This window comes from Burkholderia cepacia ATCC 25416 (assembly GCF_001411495.1).
Classification (GTDB): Bacteria; Pseudomonadota; Gammaproteobacteria; order Burkholderiales; family Burkholderiaceae; genus Burkholderia; species Burkholderia cepacia.
On record NZ_CP012981.1, the window covers coordinates 1,353,301 to 1,369,268 of the forward strand.

13 protein-coding genes, 2 tRNA genes and 1 rRNA gene are annotated in these 15,968 nt (G+C 64.2%); 6 read left to right on the forward strand and 10 right to left on the reverse strand.

Going from position 1 to position 15,968, the window contains the following annotated elements; genetic code table 11:
* Positions 1-20: 20 nt before the first annotated feature.
* The 5 genes from trpD to rpe all read right to left on the reverse strand — a co-directional run bounded on the left by trpD (position 21) and on the right by rpe (position 4,976).
* Complete coding sequence (gene trpD, locus APZ15_RS06215; RefSeq protein ID WP_027788472.1) at positions 21-1,052, reverse strand: anthranilate phosphoribosyltransferase; 1,032 nt, start codon at positions 1,050-1,052, stop codon at positions 21-23.
* A gap of 13 nt (positions 1,053-1,065) precedes the next feature.
* Positions 1,066-1,656: an aminodeoxychorismate/anthranilate synthase component II gene (locus tag APZ15_RS06220; protein WP_027788471.1), complete on the reverse strand. Its 591-nt coding sequence runs from the start codon at positions 1,654-1,656 to the stop codon at positions 1,066-1,068.
* 13 nt (positions 1,657-1,669) lie between these two features.
* Positions 1,670-3,163 carry an anthranilate synthase component I gene (trpE, locus tag APZ15_RS06225; protein ID WP_027788470.1) on the reverse strand — a complete coding sequence of 498 codons (1,494 nt, stop codon included), beginning with the start codon at positions 3,161-3,163 and terminating at the stop codon, positions 1,670-1,672.
* Between the two features lie 357 nt (positions 3,164-3,520).
* On the reverse strand, positions 3,521-4,285 hold the full coding sequence (locus APZ15_RS06230; protein ID WP_027788469.1) for a phosphoglycolate phosphatase: 765 nt from the start codon (positions 4,283-4,285) through the stop codon (positions 3,521-3,523).
* Positions 4,286-4,289: 4 nt separating this feature from the next.
* On the reverse strand, positions 4,290-4,976 hold the full coding sequence (gene rpe / locus APZ15_RS06235) for a ribulose-phosphate 3-epimerase (protein WP_011883156.1): 687 nt from the start codon (positions 4,974-4,976) through the stop codon (positions 4,290-4,292).
* Between the two features lie 178 nt (positions 4,977-5,154).
* Between rpe and apaG the strand changes: the two genes are divergently transcribed.
* Both apaG and mltA read left to right on the forward strand, forming a co-directional pair.
* Positions 5,155-5,529 (forward strand): Co2+/Mg2+ efflux protein ApaG, encoded by a 375-nt coding sequence (apaG, locus tag APZ15_RS06240; protein WP_011350820.1) that lies wholly within the window; start codon positions 5,155-5,157, stop codon positions 5,527-5,529.
* An 81-nt stretch (positions 5,530-5,610) separates the two neighbouring features.
* Positions 5,611-6,843 (forward strand): murein transglycosylase A, encoded by a 1,233-nt coding sequence (gene mltA / locus APZ15_RS06245; RefSeq protein WP_034195927.1) that lies wholly within the window; start codon positions 5,611-5,613, stop codon positions 6,841-6,843.
* A 105-nt stretch (positions 6,844-6,948) separates the two neighbouring features.
* Here the strand turns inward: mltA and paaK are convergent, their stop codons facing one another.
* From paaK to paaN, 5 genes are all read right to left on the reverse strand, one after another.
* The gene (gene paaK, locus APZ15_RS06250) at positions 6,949-8,247 is read right to left on the reverse strand and encodes a phenylacetate--CoA ligase PaaK (RefSeq protein ID WP_027788466.1); all 1,299 of its coding nucleotides are present in this window, start codon (positions 8,245-8,247) and stop codon (positions 6,949-6,951) included.
* Between the two features lie 38 nt (positions 8,248-8,285).
* Entirely contained in the window at positions 8,286-8,738 is a 453-nt protein-coding gene (gene paaI / locus APZ15_RS06255; protein ID WP_027788465.1) for a hydroxyphenylacetyl-CoA thioesterase PaaI, read from the reverse strand.
* A 1-nt stretch (position 8,739) separates the two neighbouring features.
* The gene (gene paaG, locus APZ15_RS06260) at positions 8,740-9,531 is read right to left on the reverse strand and encodes a 2-(1,2-epoxy-1,2-dihydrophenyl)acetyl-CoA isomerase PaaG (protein WP_021156977.1); all 792 of its coding nucleotides are present in this window, start codon (positions 9,529-9,531) and stop codon (positions 8,740-8,742) included.
* 45 nt (positions 9,532-9,576) lie between these two features.
* Complete coding sequence (gene pcaF, locus APZ15_RS06265; RefSeq protein WP_027788464.1) at positions 9,577-10,779, reverse strand: 3-oxoadipyl-CoA thiolase; 1,203 nt, start codon at positions 10,777-10,779, stop codon at positions 9,577-9,579.
* A gap of 87 nt (positions 10,780-10,866) precedes the next feature.
* Entirely contained in the window at positions 10,867-12,573 is a 1,707-nt protein-coding gene (gene paaN, locus APZ15_RS06270) for a phenylacetic acid degradation protein PaaN (protein ID WP_027788462.1), read from the reverse strand.
* 128 nt (positions 12,574-12,701) lie between these two features.
* Here paaN and APZ15_RS06275 point away from each other — a divergent pair, with 128 nt between their 5' ends.
* The 4 genes from APZ15_RS06275 to APZ15_RS06290 all read left to right on the forward strand — a co-directional run bounded on the left by APZ15_RS06275 (position 12,702) and on the right by APZ15_RS06290 (position 15,890).
* Complete coding sequence (locus APZ15_RS06275) at positions 12,702-13,478, forward strand: enoyl-CoA hydratase (protein WP_027788461.1); 777 nt, start codon at positions 12,702-12,704, stop codon at positions 13,476-13,478.
* Between the two features lie 574 nt (positions 13,479-14,052).
* Positions 14,053-15,585, forward strand: a 16S ribosomal RNA gene (locus APZ15_RS06280).
* Positions 15,586-15,648: 63 nt separating this feature from the next.
* Positions 15,649-15,725, forward strand: a tRNA-Ile gene (locus APZ15_RS06285).
* A gap of 89 nt (positions 15,726-15,814) precedes the next feature.
* A tRNA-Ala gene (locus APZ15_RS06290) sits at positions 15,815-15,890 on the forward strand.
* Positions 15,891-15,968: the final 78 nt, after the last annotated feature.

A 15,968-nucleotide genomic window follows, 5' to 3' on the forward strand; every position in this document is an offset into this window, starting at 1 on the left:
TGCTTGATTCGTAAGGGGAGTCAGCGCTTGAACTGCTGCGTGAAGCGCACGAGTTCGTCGACCTTCGCGCGGGCCTTGCCGCTCGCGATCGCTTCGCGGGCGAGCTGGATGCCGTCCGCGATCGATTCGGCGACGTTCGCCGCATAGAGTGCTGTGCCCGCGTTCAGCGTGACGATCTCGCGCGCGACGCCCGGCTGGTTGTCCAGCGCGCCGAGCAGCATCGTGCGCGATTCGTCGGCATTTTCCACCTTCAGCGTGCGGTTCGACACCATCTGCAGGCCGAAATCTTCCGGATGGATCTCGTATTCGTGCACCTTGCCGTCGCGCAATTCACCGACGAGCGTCGCGGCGCCGAGCGAAACCTCGTCCATCCCGTCCTTGCCGTACACCACGAGCACGTGCTGTGCGCCGAGACGCTGCATCACGCGCACCTGGATGCCGACGAGGTCGGGGTGGAACACGCCCATCAGCTGGTTCGGCGCGCCGGCCGGATTGGTCAGCGGGCCGAGGATGTTGAAGATCGTGCGCACGCCGAGTTCGCGGCGCACGGCCGCGATGTTCTTCATCGCCGGGTGATGGTTCGGCGCGAACATGAAGCCCATGCCGGTTTCGGCGATCGACGCGGCAACCTGCTCCGACTGCAGGTCGATGTTCACGCCGAGCGCCTCGAGCACGTCGGCGCTGCCGGACTTGCTCGATACGCCGCGGTTGCCGTGCTTCGCGACCTTCGCGCCGGCCGCGGCCGTGACGAACATCGACGCGGTCGAGATGTTGAACGTATGCGAGCCGTCGCCGCCGGTGCCGACGATGTCGACGAAGTTCGAGTTGTCCTGCACCTCGACGTGGTTCGCGAATTCGCGCATTACGGTCGCGGCCGCGGCGATCTCGCCGATTGTCTCCTTCTTTACGCGCAGCCCGGTGATGATCGCGGCCGCCATCACGGGCGACATGTCGCCGCGCATGATGAGCCGCATCAGGTGCAGCATCTCGTCGTGGAAGATCTCGCGGTGTTCGATCGTGCGCTGAAGCGCTTCCTGCGGGGTAATCGTCATCGTGTGGCTCCCGTCAGGCGGCTTGCGCGGCTGCGGCGCGTGCCTGTTTCAGGAAATTCTCGAGCAGTGCATGGCCATGCTCGGACAGGATCGATTCCGGGTGGAACTGTACGCCTTCGATCGGCAGCGTCTTGTGGCGCACGCCCATGATCTCGCCGTCGTCGGTCCACGCGGACACCTCGAGGCAGTCGGGCAGCGATTCGCGCTCGATCGCGAGCGAGTGGTAGCGCGTGACGTCGAAATGCTTCGGCAGGTCGGCGAACACGCCGCGGCAGTCGGTTTCGATCTTGCTTACCTTGCCGTGCATGATGGTCTTCGCGCGCACGACGCGGCCGCCGAATGCCTCGCCGATCGCCTGATGGCCGAGGCAGACGCCGAGGATCGGCTTCTTGCCCGAAAATTCACGCAGCACGTCGAGCGTGATGCCCGCGTGTTGCGGGTTGCTCGGGCCGGGCGACAGGCAGATCGCGTCGGGATTCAGGCGCGCGATCTCGTCGAGCGTGATTTCGTCGTTGCGGTAGGTGCGTACGTCCTCGCCGAGTTCGCCGAAGTACTGGACCAGGTTGTAGGTAAACGAGTCGTAGTTGTCGATCATGAGCAGCATGGTCAGTCTCCGGTCAGAAGTCGCTATCGAGGCCGTCCTGGACCTGTTCGGCCGCACGCAGCACCGCGCGCGCCTTGTTCTCGGTCTCTTGCCATTCGGATTCGGGCACCGAATCCGCGACGACGCCGGCCGCCGCTTGCACATACAGGTTGCCGTTGTGGATCAGGCCCGTCCGGATCGCGATCGCGAGATCCATCTCGCCCGAGAACGACAGGTAGCCGACGGCGCCGCCGTACAACCCGCGCTTGACCGGCTCGAGCTCGTCGATCAGCTCCATCGCGCGCACCTTCGGCGCGCCGGACAACGTGCCGGCCGGGAACGTCGCGCGCAGCACGTCGTAGTTCGTCATCCCGGGTTTCAGCTTGCCTTCGACCGAGCTGACGATGTGCTGCACGTGCGAGTATTTCTCGATGACCATCTTGTCGGTCACCTGCACCGAGCCGATTTCCGCGATGCGGCCGACGTCGTTGCGCGCGAGGTCGATCAGCATCACGTGCTCGGCGATCTCCTTCGGATCGTTGAGCAGTTCGGTCGCGAGTTCGGCATCGCGCTCGGGCGTGTTGCCGCGCGGGCGCGTGCCGGCGAGCGGACGGATCGTGACGATCTGGTCTTCGCCGCGCTTCTCCTGGCGCACGAGGATTTCCGGTGACGCGCCGACCACGTGGAAATCGCCGAAGTTGTAGTAGTACATGTACGGCGACGGGTTCAGCGAACGCAGCGCACGATACAGCGACAGCGGATTGTCGCGGTACGGCTTCGTCAGCCGCTGGCCGACCTGGATCTGCATCAGCTCGCCGGCCGCGATGTATTCCTTCGCCTGACGCACGGCGGCCAGATAGTCGTCCTTCTTGAACTCGCGGAAGGTTTCGGTGCGCACGCTCGCCGACGTGACGGGCGGCTGCACGGTCGTGCGCAGGCGCTGTTTCAGTTCGCGCAGGCGCTGTTTCGCCTTCGTGTAGGCTTCGGCCTGGCTCGGGTCCGCGTAGATGATCAGGTACAGCTTGCCGGCGAGGTTGTCGATGACCGCAACTTCCTCGGTCAGCAGCAACTGGATGTCCGGCAGGCCGAGATCGTCGCGCGGCGCGGTGTTCGCGAGCTTCTTCTCGATGTAGCGCACCGCGTCGTAGCCGAAGTAGCCGGCGAGACCGCCGCAGAAGCGCGGCAGACCCGGGCGCTGCGCCACCTTGAAGCGCGCCTGGAACGATTCGATGAACTGGAACGGGTCACCTTCATGCGTCTCGACGACCTGGCCGTCGCGCACGACTTCCGACACGCCGTTACGGGTGCGGACGAGCGTGCGGGCCGGCAGGCCGATGAACGAGTAGCGGCCGAAGCGTTCGCCGCCGACCACCGATTCGAGCAGGAACGAGTTGGCGCCCGCGCGTTCGGGCTGGGCCAGCTTCAGGTAGAGGGACAGCGGCGTTTCGAGATCGGCGAGGGCTTCCGCGATCAGCGGGATGCGGTTGTAGCCTTCGTTCGCGAGCGATTGGAATTCGAGTTCGGTCATGTTCCGGTCCTGTTCGGGACGAGCGGCGCGTGCGCCAGGGATCATTTGACGCTGCGCGGGTTGCCGTCGGCGAAAGGGCGGTCGATCGAGAAGTGCCTGTTGCCGGCCGGCACTCCGGGCGTGAACGTCGCGAGCCTGCGGCCGATCCTGAACGCAAGCGTTCGGGCGCGGTGGAACTCGAGGTGGTGCGACGGTCGGCGCGCGGATGCGCAGCGAGATAAAAAACGGCGCTGAAGACGTGCTTCAGCGTACCTCATCGAAGAGGTTAGCGCGACCAGCGACGCCAGGGCCAGGCTCCCCGGTCGATGCTGCTCAGACTCCGTTTTTTATTCAGAAACATGCAGATGGAAGAAATAATCAGATGGTTGGCCGGCCGGTGTTGTGCGCGGTAATTGCGCGAGCTGCGACCAGCAACGAATCGACTATACCATCCGAATTTATCGTTTGTATAGCTTTGCCGTGGTTGTAGCCGTACGGCACAGTCAGCGTCGCCATCCCGGCCGCGCGGCCGGCCAGCGCATCGTTTTCCGAGTCGCCGATCGCGACTGCCGCATCCGGAGCGACGCCGAGCGCGCTACAGGCCGTCAGCATCGGCAGCGGATCGGGCTTCTTGCGCGCGACGCTGTCGCCGCCGAGCACGACGCCGAAGCAATCGGCCAGCCCGTATTGCTCGAGCAGTTCGACGGCGAAGCGATGCGGCTTGTTCGTCACGCACGCGAGCCGGATGCCGGCCGCACGCAATGCGTCGAGGCCGGCGGCTACGTCCGGATAGAGGCGCGTGTGGCGGCCGTTGATCTTCGCGTATTCGGTCTGGTAGATCGCCAGTGCGTCGTCGAAGCGCGCGTGCGCTTCGTCGGCCGGGAAGCGCGGTTTCAGCACGCTCTGGATCAGGTGTTCGGAGCCCTTGCCGACGTAGCCGATCACCTCGTCACGCGACGTGGCCGGCGCGCCGAGCTGCGCGAGCATCCTGTTCAGGCCGGCCGTGAAATCGTCGGCTGTGTCGACCATCGTGCCGTCGAGATCGATCAGCGCCGCGTCGATGCGCGGCGCGGCGAAGCGGATCGGGGCGGCTTCGGTTGCGGCCCCGGCCGGCGCATGGCCGGCGAGCGACGAATCGGCCACGGCGTCAGCTCCGCTCGACGGTAGCGAGCGCGGCGCGCATCTCGTCGATCACCTTGCGGTAGTCGGGCTTGCCGAAGATCGCCGAACCCGCGACGAAGGTGTCGGCCCCGGCCGCCGCGATTTCCGCGATGTTGTCGGTTTTCACGCCGCCGTCGACTTCGAGCAGGATCTCGCGGCCGGTGCGCTCGGTGTACGCGTCGATGCGTGCGCGTGCCTCGCGCAGCTTGTTCAGCGTTTCCGGGATGAACGACTGGCCGCCGAAGCCCGGGTTGACCGACATCAGCAGCACGAAGTCGAGGCGATCCATCACGTGATCGAGGTAGTTCAGCGGCGTCGCCGGATTGAACACGAGACCGGCCTTGCAGCCGTGGTCACGGATCAGCGACAGCGTGCGGTCGATGTGATCGGAGCCTTCCGGGTGGAAGCTGATCAGGTTTGCACCGGCCTTCGCAAAATCGGGCACGATCCGGTCGACCGGGCGCACCATCAGGTGCACGTCGATCGGCACCTGCACGTGCGGGCGGATCGCTTCGCACACGAGCGGGCCGATCGTCAGGTTCGGCACATAATGGTTGTCCATCACGTCGAAGTGGATCCAGTCGGCGCCGGCGGCGACGACATTGCGGACTTCTTCGCCGAGCCGTGCGAAATCGGCCGACAGGATGCTGGGAGCGATACGGAATTGGGTCATGGCAGGGGAGCGGGGACGTTGCGGCGCAAAACCGTCATTCTACCGTCCGGCGACCCCGTGCGCGGCGGCGGGCCGTGCGGCCGAGGCCCGATTGCGCATAGAATGCCGAACCAATGCGGCGCGCCCGCGGCCCCGTTGCCCATGCCGGCACGGACAGTCACCTTCCACCGGAAACATCATGAGTCAGTATCAGTTCACCGTTTCGGTGAAAACCAGCTACTTGCCGGAACAATCCGACCCCGATCGCCGTCAATACGCATTCGCGTACACGCTGACGATCCGCAACACGGGACAAGTCGCGGCGCAGCTGATCGCGCGTCACTGGATCATCACGGACAGCGAGAACCATGTGCAGGAAGTGAAGGGGCTCGGCGTCGTCGGGCACCAGCCGCTGCTGCAGCCGGGCGAGCACTTCGAATACACGAGCTGGGCCGTGATCGCGACGCCGGTCGGCACGATGCGGGGCGCGTACTTCTGCGTGGCGGAAGACGGCGAGCGTTTCGAGGCGCCGGTCGACGAGTTCGCACTCCACATGCCGCGCACGCTGCATTGAGCGTGCGGAGCGCGTCAGCGCGGCTGACGGTCGTTGTTGCCGCGGGCGTGCTTCTTTCTGCCCGACGACGTCCACACGACGATGAAGATCAGCAGGGCAAGCGCTACGAAGGCTTCGAGCGCAAAGATGAGCATCGGATATTGGTCGAGAAAATCTGACATGGCGGTTTCCATCAAGAACGGACATTGTATGTGGTTTGGGCCCCGGTTGGCCGGGTGGGCGGCAGCGGTCGCGGTGGCGGCGCTGCTTGCGGCGTGCGGCGGCGCGCCGACGCGGACTTCGTCGCTGAAGCCGCCGACCGGCGCGGCGATCGTGCCGGGGCAGGTCGCCGCGAAGCGACTCACGCCGGTCGCGTGGCAGCAGGTGCCGGGTTGGCAGGACGATTCGCTGATCGGCGCGACGGCCGCGTTGCGGCAGAACTGCGCGCGGCTCGCGCGCCAGCCGGCCTGGCAGCGTGCGTGTGCGGCTGCCGACCGGCTCGACGAGCTTGACGTCAGCAGTGCGCGGGCATTCTTCGAAACGTATTTCACGCCGTTCCAGTTCGCGAACACCGACGGTACGCTCGACGGGCTGGTGACCGGCTATTACGAGCCGCTGCTGCATGGTTCGCGCGTGCGTCGTGGCCCGTATCAGTACGCGCTGTACCGCTGGCCGGCCGGTTATCGCGCGGGCGCCGCGCTGCCGGCACGCGCGCAGCTCGAACGCGCCGGCATCCTGAACGGCAACGAACTCGTGTGGGTCGACGACCCGATCGAGGCGTTCTTCCTGCAGGTGCAGGGCTCGGGGCGCGTGCTGCTCGACGACGGTTCGGTGATGCGGGTCGGCTTCGGCGGCACCAACAACCAGCCGTACCGTTCGATCGGCAAGTGGCTGCTCGATCGCGGCGAACTGACGCCCGCCCAGGCGACGATGCAGGGTATCAAGGCGTGGGCGAAGGCGAACCCGAATCGCGTCGACGCGTTGCTCGACACGAACCCGCGGTTCGTGTTCTTCCGCGACATGCCGACCAAGGAGGATGCGCCGCACGGCGGCGCGGACGGCCCGATCGGCGCGCTCGGCGTGCCGCTGACGCCGGAACGCTCGATCGCGGTCGACCCGTCGTCGATCCCGCTCGGCACGCCGGTGTTCCTGCAGACCACGCGCCCGCTCACGAATACGCCGATGAACCGGCTCGTGTTCGCGCAGGATACGGGCTCCGCGATCAAGGGCGGTGTGCGGGCCGACTATTTCTGGGGGCTCGGCGACGACGCAGGCGATCAGGCCGGGCGGATGAAGCAGGTCGGCCGGATGTGGCTGCTGTTCCCGAACTCGTGACTTGAGGCGGCCCGGAATGAAACAGCCCGATCGGCGTTGGCCGATCGGGCTGTTTCATTTGCAGCCGCGGATTCACCGCACGTCGTGCACGCGCAGCGATTGCCGTCAGCCCTTGCGCTTGTCGACGACGCGTCGCGCCTTGCCGACCGAACGCTCGATCCCGTTCACGGGCAGCACGTTGATTACGGCCGTCACGCCGATCAGCGACTTGATGTCGTGTGCGAGCGCCTGTTTGGCCGCATGAATCGCCGCCGTATCGGGCGCAGTCTCCGGACAGGGCTCGACATTGAGTGTCAGCACGTCGAGCGGGCCTTCCTTCGTCAGTACGATCTGGTAGTGCGGTGCGAGCGCGCGCTGCTTGAGCAGCTGCTCCTCGATTTGCGTCGGGAACACGTTGACACCGCGCACGATCATCATGTCGTCCGAACGCCCCGTGATCTTCTCCATCCGGCGCATCGTGCGGGCAGTGCCAGGCAGCAGCCGCGTGAGATCGCGGGTCCGGTAGCGGACGATCGGCAGTGCCTCCTTCGTCAGCGACGTGAACACGAGCTCGCCGAGTTCGCCGTCCGGAAGCACTTCGCCGGTTTCAGGGTCGATGATTTCAGGATAGAAGTGGTCTTCCCAGATGGTCGGGCCGTCCTTGGTCTCGACGCATTCGGACGCGACGCCGGGGCCCATCACTTCGGAAAGTCCGTAGATGTCGACCGCGTCGATGCCCATCCGCTGCTCGATCGCGACGCGCATGTCGTTGGTCCACGGTTCCGCGCCGAAGATGCCGATGCGCAGCGAACTCTGCACCGGATCGAGACCCTGGCGCTCGATTTCGTCGGCGATCGACAGCATGTAGCTCGGCGTCACCATGATGATGTCGGGCCGGAAATCCTGGATCAGCTGCACCTGCTTTTCGGTCTGGCCGCCGCCGAACGGGATCACGGTCAGCCCCGCGCGTTCGGCGCCGTAGTGCGCACCGAGCCCGCCTGTGAACAGGCCGTAGCCGTAGCTCACGTGCACCTTGTCGCCGCGGCGCGCACCGGCGGCGCGGATCGAGCGAGCGACGAGGTTCGCCCACGTGTCGATGTCGCCGGCCGTATAGCCGACGACCGTCGGCTTGCCGGTCGTGCCCGACGACGCATGAATGCGCGAGATCTGGTCCTGCGGCACCGCGAACATCCCGAACGGGTAACTGTCGCGCAGGTCGCTCTTCGTCGTGAACGGGAAGCGCGCCAGGTCGGCGAGCGTCTTCAGGTCGTCCGGATGGACGCCCGCGTCGTCGAACTTGCGACGATAGACGGGAGAGTGGTCATACGCATGCCGGAGCGACCACTTGAGGCGTTCGAGCTGCAGCGCGGTCAGCTCGTCGCGTGAGGCGGTCTCGATCGGCTCGAGCGGTAGCGGGGTAGTCATGCATGTCTCCAGTGTTTGTTATGTGCGAGCCGTCGGCGTCAGCGGTCTTCCGGGATGACCGTACCCTTGATCTGGGCGGATTTGCCGCGAAACATCGCGACGGTTTCCCCGGTCTGGTTCGTGACGCGGATGTCGTAGATCCCTTGGCGGCCGGCGCGTGCCTGCTCGATCGCCTCGGCCGTCAGCACGTCGTCGCCGTGCACGGGGCGCAGGAATTCGATCGAGCAGCCGGCCGCGACTGTGTTCACGTTGTACGAGTTGCATGCGAACGCGAACGTCGAATCGGCCAGCGTGAAGATGATCCCGCCATGGCAGGTCTGATGCCCGTTCAGGAATTCGGGCCGCACGCGCATTTGCAGGCGCGCGTAGCCGGCGCGTACTTCGGCGATTTCCATCCCGAACGCGCGGCTGCATGCGTCGGCGTCGTACATGGCTCGCGCGGCGGCACGGGCGAGCGAGTCGGGGTCGAGCGTGGCAGTGGCGTCCGTCATGTCAACGCCCCTCGAAGCGCGGCGCGCGCTTCTCGATGAATGCCTTCACGCCTTCCGCATAGTCGTACGACTGACCGAGCTTGCGCTGCAGGTCACGTTCCTGGTCGAGTTGCTGGTCGAGCGTGTTCGTGACGCTGTCGCGCATCGATTGCTTGATCGATGCGATCGCGAGCGTCGGCTGCTGCGCAAGCTGGGTGGCGAGCTGGCGGACTGACGCAGCGAGGGTGTCATCGTCGACCGCGCGCCAGATCAAGCCCCATTGCTCGGCCTGTTCGGCGCCGAGCTTGTCGCCGGTCAGCGCGAGCCCCAGCGCGCGTGCCATGCCGACGCGTTGCGGCAGGAACCATGTGCCGCCCGAATCGGGTACGAGCCCGATCTTGACGAAGGCCTGGATGAAACTGCTCGAGCGGGCGGCGAACACGAGATCGCACGCGAGCGCGAGGTTCGCGCCGGCGCCGGCCGCGGTGCCGTTGACGGCGGCGATGACCGGTATCGGCAGACGCTGCAGGCGGCGGATCAGCGGATTGAAGTGCTCGTCGATCAGCGCGCCGAGGTCGGTGGACGCGCCCGGCGTGAAGTCGAGATCGGCCAGGTCCTGGCCCGCGCAGAAGCCGCGCCCCGCGCCAGTCAGGATCAGTGCGCGCGCGCCGGCCGCCTCGACATCATCGAGTGCCGACTGCAGTTCGCGATGCATCGCCCGCGTAAAGCTGTTCAGCTTGTCGGGGCGGTTGAGGGTAATCGTGGCCACGTTCGAGGCGCGATCGATATCCAGCTGAATCGCCTGATAGGACATGCAGTGTCTCCTTCATGACTTCGTTATAGGCGCGCGGTGCGTGGGTTACACGCGTTCGATCGCGAGCGCGATACCCTGGCCGACGCCGATGCACATCGTACAGAGCGCAAAGCGGCCGCCCGTACGCTCGAGTTGGTGGAGCGCCGTGGTCACGAGCCGCGCGCCCGATGCGCCGAGCGGATGGCCCAGTGCGATTGCGCCGCCGTTCGGGTTCACGCGCGGATCGTCGTCGGCGACGCCGAGCATGCGCAGCACCGCCAGACCTTGCGACGCAAACGCCTCGTTCAGCTCGATCACGTCGAACTGGTCGATCGTCATCCCGAGCTGGCGCAGCAGTTTCTGCGTGGCCGGTGCGGGCCCGATGCCCATCACGCGCGGCGCGACGCCGGCCGTCGCCATTCCGACGACCCGTGCGCGGCGGCGCAGGCCGTACTGGTCCGCTGCCTGTGCATTGGCGAGCAGCAGCGCGCACGCACCGTCGTTGACGCCCGATGCGTTGCCGGCCGTCACCGAACCGTCCGGGCGCACGACGCCTTTCAGCTTCGCGAGCGCTTCGAGCGACGTTTCGCGCGGATGCTCGTCGCGCGAGACGACCAGCGGATCGCCTTTCTTCTGCGGAATCGTGACCGCGACGATTTCCTCGGCGAGCGTGCCGTCCTGCTGCGCACGCGCAGCCTTCTGCTGGCTGCGCAGCGCGAACAGATCCTGATCGGCGCGGCTGACGTTGTAGTCGACCGCGACGTTCTCGGCCGTCTCCGGCATCGAATCGACGCCATACAGCTGTTTCATCAACGGATTGACGAAGCGCCAGCCGATCGTCGTATCGTAGATGTCGGCCTGGCGCGCGAATGCGCTCGCGGCCTTGCCCATCACGAACGGCGCGCGTGTCATGCTCTCGACGCCGCCCGCGATCATCAGGCGCGCCTCCCCGGCCTTGATCGCGCGCGCAGCAGTGCCGACCGCATCCATCCCGGAGCCGCACAGGCGGTTCAGCGTCGTGCCGGGCACGTCGGTCGGCAGCCCCGCGAGCAGCGCGGACATGCGCGCGACGTTGCGGTTGTCCTCACCGGCCTGGTTCGCGCAGCCGTAGATCACGTCGTCGATCGCTGACCAGTCGACGTCACGGTTGCGCTCCACGAGCGCCTTGAGCGGTACCGCACCGAGGTCGTCGGCGCGGACATCTTTCAGGGCGCCGCCGTAGCGGCCGATGGGGGTGCGAATCGCGTCGCAGATATAGGCGTCTGTCATGGGCGTATCGATGAGCAACGAACCCGCCGGGTGGCGGATTCGTTCATGGTAGAGAACGTGGCGGCGTTTGCACGTCGACCATTCGGGTTATGCAGGTTGACCGGCTTCCGCGGGTGCCGCTTTCGGCGCAACATGGACGCGGCTTTGCACGACGCGGAACCGGTTGGCGACGAATGCCGGGTCCGCCAGCGCCGCGTTGGCTGCCGGGTTCGCGCCCGTGCCGTGGAAATCCGAGAACGCTGCCGACTGGTTCACGAACACGCCACCGGTCAGGTTGATCGACAGCGCGACGCCGCCGCGCACCGCCGCATCGTGTGCAGCATCGACGATGGCTTCGTCGGTACTGTAGACGGAGAGCGTCAGCGCACCATGTTCTGCCGCGATCTCACCGGCGAGATCGAGCGACTGCGCGGTCGAGTCGGTTGCGATCACGAACGAGATCGGGCCGAACCACTCCTGCGTGAATTTCTCGCGATCGGCCACGTCGAGTTGCAGCACGAGCGGTGTGCGCACGCGGGCATCGGGGAACGCGGGGTGCTGGAGGGTAAGGCTGTCGGCGAGCACGCGGCCGAGCTGGCGGGCGTCGTCGATGCGTGCGGTCACGCCTTCGTTCTGGATCGCGCCGATCAGTTCGACCGAGCGGGCCGGATCGCCGGTGAGTTTCTGCACTGCAACGGCGATTGCCTGTGCGACTTCGTCGAAGCTGGCATGGCCGTCCGCCGTCCGGATGCCGTCGCGCGGCACGTAGATGTTCTGCGGTGCCGTGCACATCTGGCCGGAGTACAGCGCCAGCGAGAACGCGATGTTCTTGGCGGTGGCCTTCAGGTCGTCGGTCGAGTCGATCACGATCTGGTTGACGCCTGCCTTCTCCGTATAGACCTGTGCCTGGTGGGCATGGCGCTCGAGCCACGTGCCGTTTTGCGTGCTGCCGGTGAAGTCGATCAGCTTGATCTCGGGGCGCAGCGCGAGATCCTGAACGAGTGCGCCGTCGTTGGGTTCGGTCGCGAGGAGCGTGACGACGTTCGGATCGAAGCCGGCTTCGCGCAGCACGTCGCGAGCGATCCGGACCGTGATTGCGAGAGGCAGGATCGCGCCCGGATGCGGTTTGACGATCACGGTGTTGCCGGTGGCCAGATCGGCGAACAATCCCGGGTAGCCGTTCCAGGTCGGGAACGTGCAGCAGCCGAGTACGAGGCCGGTGCCGCGCGGGACGATCGTGTAGCGCTTGTGCATCGCGAGCGGCGGGTTCTTGCCTTGCGGCTTCTCCCAGTGCGCATCGGCCGGAATGCGGCGCAGTTCGTCCCACGCATAGGCAACGGCCTCGAGCGCGCGATCCTGCGCGTGCGGGCCGCCGGCCTGGAACGCCATCATGAATGCCTGCCCCGTGGTGTGCATCACGCTGTAGGCGATCTCGAAGCTCGCACGATTCAGGCGCGCGAGGATTTCGAGGCTGACGCCGATCCAGGCGCTCGGGCCGGCTTCACGCCATGAACGCTGCGCGGCGGCAGCGGCGGCGATCAGTTCGTCGGGCGTCGACTTCGGATACCGGATGCCCAGCGCGATGCCGTACGGCGACCGTTCCGCGCCGACCGTTTCTCCGGACGCCGGGTGGTCGAGCGCGAACGTCTTGTCGAGGTATGACTTGAACGCGGCCTCGCCATCTGCGTTCGCGCTTTCCCCGTACACTTTGGGGCTCGGCATTTCGGCGAACGGGCTCCAGTACCCGCGGCTCTCGATGGCGGCGAGTGCGTGCTTCAGCGTGTCTTCGTGCTTCGTGAACAGTGCATGGGTCATGGCGGCAGCCTGATGGACGATGAGAGGGTTGGATCGATTAATTAACCGACCGGTTGGTCGGAGAATGGTAGCATCAAACTATTCGCATGTGCGAGGCGTTTCTCATTTCATTGATCGAGGAGAAATAGATGGCTTACGAGAACATCCTGGTGGAGACCCGGGGGCGTGTCGGGCTGGTTACGCTGAACCGTCCGAAGGCGCTGAACGCGCTGAACGATGCGCTGATGGATGAACTGGGTGATGCGCTGAAGGCGTTCGATGCGGACGATGGCGTCGGCGCGATCGTCGTGACCGGGAGCGAGAAGGCGTTCGCGGCTGGCGCGGACATCGGCATGATGGCGACCTATTCCTATATGGATGTCTACCGGGGCGACTACATCACACGTAACTGGGAGACGGTTCGCGAAATCCGCAAGCCGATCATCGCGGCGGTGTCGGGCTTTGCGCTGGGCGGTGGCTGCGAGCTGGCCATGATGTGCGACATCATCTTCGCGGCGGACACGGCCAAGTTCGGCCAGCCGGAAATCAAGCTGGGCGTCATGCCGGGTGCGGGCGGTACGCAGCGTCTGCCGCGCGCGGTGTCGAAGGCGAAGGCGATGGATATGTGCCTGACGGCCCGCTTCATGGATGCAGCCGAAGCGGAGCGTGCGGGGCTCGTGTCGCGTGTGTTGCCGGCCGCGACGCTTCTCGACGAGGCGATTGCCGCCGCGGCGACGATCGCCGAGTTTTCGCTGCCGGCGGTCATGATGGTCAAGGAGTCGGTGAACCGTGCGTACGAGACGACGCTGGCCGAGGGCGTTCACTTCGAGCGCCGGCTGTTCCATTCGCTGTTCGCGACCGAAGATCAGAAGGAGGGGATGGCGGCATTCGTTGAAAAGCGGAAGCCGGTGTTCAAGCACCGCTGATTGCGCTGCCCGAAGTAGGTGGCCGGTGCCTGGCTGGTATCGGTTGTCGGTGTAATAACCCTCGGCCCGCCGAGCCCCAGCCCCAGCCCCCGTGCGCGTCAGCGCACGGGGGCTTTTTCAAAATATTTTCACAAAGGGCTTGCGTGGATGAGGGCGGGTGCTTAGAATCACGCCTCTTTCGCGCTAACGGAAACGCAGCGCGGGAGAGGGAAGCGAAGCTGGTGGTGTGCTGCAGTGTCGGGCGCGCGGCTGGCCTGGAAGTTGAACCCCGCAGTCGCAACGATGTAGTGTAAAAAGTTGTTGACGAGCTGCGAAACACGGTTCATAATCTCGCTTCTCTGCTGCTGAAAACGCAGCGCTGCCGGGAAGCACGAGGTTCCTCGCAGATTGCTCTTTAAAAATTAACAGCCGATAAGTGTGGGCGCTTGATGGAAGCGAGCTGATCTTCGGGTCAGATAGCAAAAGTATCAAGAGTCTCACACTAAAGTAAGTCAGGTTTATGAAGTGATTCATATTCCTGTCAGCTTTGAGTGAGCGACCGGTTCTTAACCGAACCGAAAACAGTAACAGGTTTAAACTGAAGAGTTTGATCCTGGCTCAGATTGAACGCTGGCGGCATGCCTTACACATGCAAGTCGAACGGCAGCACGGGTGCTTGCACCTGGTGGCGAGTGGCGAACGGGTGAGTAATACATCGGAACATGTCCTGTAGTGGGGGATAGCCCGGCGAAAGCCGGATTAATACCGCATACGATCCACGGATGAAAGCGGGGGACCTTCGGGCCTCGCGCTATAGGGTTGGCCGATGGCTGATTAGCTAGTTGGTGGGGTAAAGGCCTACCAAGGCGACGATCAGTAGCTGGTCTGAGAGGACGACCAGCCACACTGGGACTGAGACACGGCCCAGACTCCTACGGGAGGCAGCAGTGGGGAATTTTGGACAATGGGCGAAAGCCTGATCCAGCAATGCCGCGTGTGTGAAGAAGGCCTTCGGGTTGTAAAGCACTTTTGTCCGGAAAGAAATCCTTGGCTCTAATACAGTCGGGGGATGACGGTACCGGAAGAATAAGCACCGGCTAACTACGTGCCAGCAGCCGCGGTAATACGTAGGGTGCAAGCGTTAATCGGAATTACTGGGCGTAAAGCGTGCGCAGGCGGTTTGCTAAGACCGATGTGAAATCCCCGGGCTCAACCTGGGAACTGCATTGGTGACTGGCAGGCTAGAGTATGGCAGAGGGGGGTAGAATTCCACGTGTAGCAGTGAAATGCGTAGAGATGTGGAGGAATACCGATGGCGAAGGCAGCCCCCTGGGCCAATACTGACGCTCATGCACGAAAGCGTGGGGAGCAAACAGGATTAGATACCCTGGTAGTCCACGCCCTAAACGATGTCAACTAGTTGTTGGGGATTCATTTCCTTAGTAACGTAGCTAACGCGTGAAGTTGACCGCCTGGGGAGTACGGTCGCAAGATTAAAACTCAAAGGAATTGACGGGGACCCGCACAAGCGGTGGATGATGTGGATTAATTCGATGCAACGCGAAAAACCTTACCTACCCTTGACATGGTCGGAATCCTGCTGAGAGGCGGGAGTGCTCGAAAGAGAACCGGCGCACAGGTGCTGCATGGCTGTCGTCAGCTCGTGTCGTGAGATGTTGGGTTAAGTCCCGCAACGAGCGCAACCCTTGTCCTTAGTTGCTACGCAAGAGCACTCTAAGGAGACTGCCGGTGACAAACCGGAGGAAGGTGGGGATGACGTCAAGTCCTCATGGCCCTTATGGGTAGGGCTTCACACGTCATACAATGGTCGGAACAGAGGGTTGCCAACCCGCGAGGGGGAGCTAATCCCAGAAAACCGATCGTAGTCCGGATTGCACTCTGCAACTCGAGTGCATGAAGCTGGAATCGCTAGTAATCGCGGATCAGCATGCCGCGGTGAATACGTTCCCGGGTCTTGTACACACCGCCCGTCACACCATGGGAGTGGGTTTTACCAGAAGTGGCTAGTCTAACCGCAAGGAGGACGGTCACCACGGTAGGATTCATGACTGGGGTGAAGTCGTAACAAGGTAGCCGTATCGGAAGGTGCGGCTGGATCACCTCCTTTCCAGAGCTATCTCGCAAAGTTGAGCGCTCACGCTTATCGGCTGTAAATTAAAGACAGACTCAGGGGTCTGTAGCTCAGTCGGTTAGAGCACCGTCTTGATAAGGCGGGGGTCGTTGGTTCGAATCCAACCAGACCCACCATTGTCTGACGTGTCGGTGATCGTTAGCGCTTTAGCGCTTACGAGTACCCCAAGCCGACCGGCTAACACCTGAGGGTATCTGTACTCAATGGGGGCATAGCTCAGCTGGGAGAGCACCTGCTTTGCAAGCAGGGGGTCGTCGGTTCGATCCCGTCTGCCTCCACCAATCACCAACGCTAAGTGCTTGGTTCATATGATGAACCGAGAATTTTGCATTGGCGATTGAGCCAGTCAGAGCGGTACG

Bases quoted from the DNA above. Each gene is read 5' to 3' on its own strand.
- mltA (WP_034195927.1), top strand. From the start codon at position 5,611: ATGAAGATCAGCAGGGCAAGCGCTACGAAGGCTTCGAGCGCAAAGATG.
- paaN (WP_027788462.1), bottom strand. From the start codon at position 12,573: ATGACCCATGCACTGTTCACGAAGCACGAAGACACGCTGAAGCACGCA.
- APZ15_RS06220 (WP_027788471.1), bottom strand. From the start codon at position 1,656: ATGCTGCTCATGATCGACAACTACGACTCGTTTACCTACAACCTGGTC.
- paaI (WP_027788465.1), bottom strand. From the start codon at position 8,738: ATGACGGACGCCACTGCCACGCTCGACCCCGACTCGCTCGCCCGTGCC.
- paaG (WP_021156977.1), bottom strand. From the start codon at position 9,531: ATGTCCTATCAGGCGATTCAGCTGGATATCGATCGCGCCTCGAACGTG.
- APZ15_RS06275 (WP_027788461.1), top strand. From the start codon at position 12,702: ATGGCTTACGAGAACATCCTGGTGGAGACCCGGGGGCGTGTCGGGCTG.
- paaK (WP_027788466.1), bottom strand. From the start codon at position 8,247: ATGACTACCCCGCTACCGCTCGAGCCGATCGAGACCGCCTCACGCGAC.
- rpe (WP_011883156.1), bottom strand. From the start codon at position 4,976: ATGACCCAATTCCGTATCGCTCCCAGCATCCTGTCGGCCGATTTCGCA.
- trpE (WP_027788470.1), bottom strand. From the start codon at position 3,163: ATGACCGAACTCGAATTCCAATCGCTCGCGAACGAAGGCTACAACCGC.
- trpD (WP_027788472.1), bottom strand. From the start codon at position 1,052: ATGACGATTACCCCGCAGGAAGCGCTTCAGCGCACGATCGAACACCGC.
- apaG (WP_011350820.1), top strand. From the start codon at position 5,155: ATGAGTCAGTATCAGTTCACCGTTTCGGTGAAAACCAGCTACTTGCCG.
- pcaF (WP_027788464.1), bottom strand. From the start codon at position 10,779: ATGACAGACGCCTATATCTGCGACGCGATTCGCACCCCCATCGGCCGC.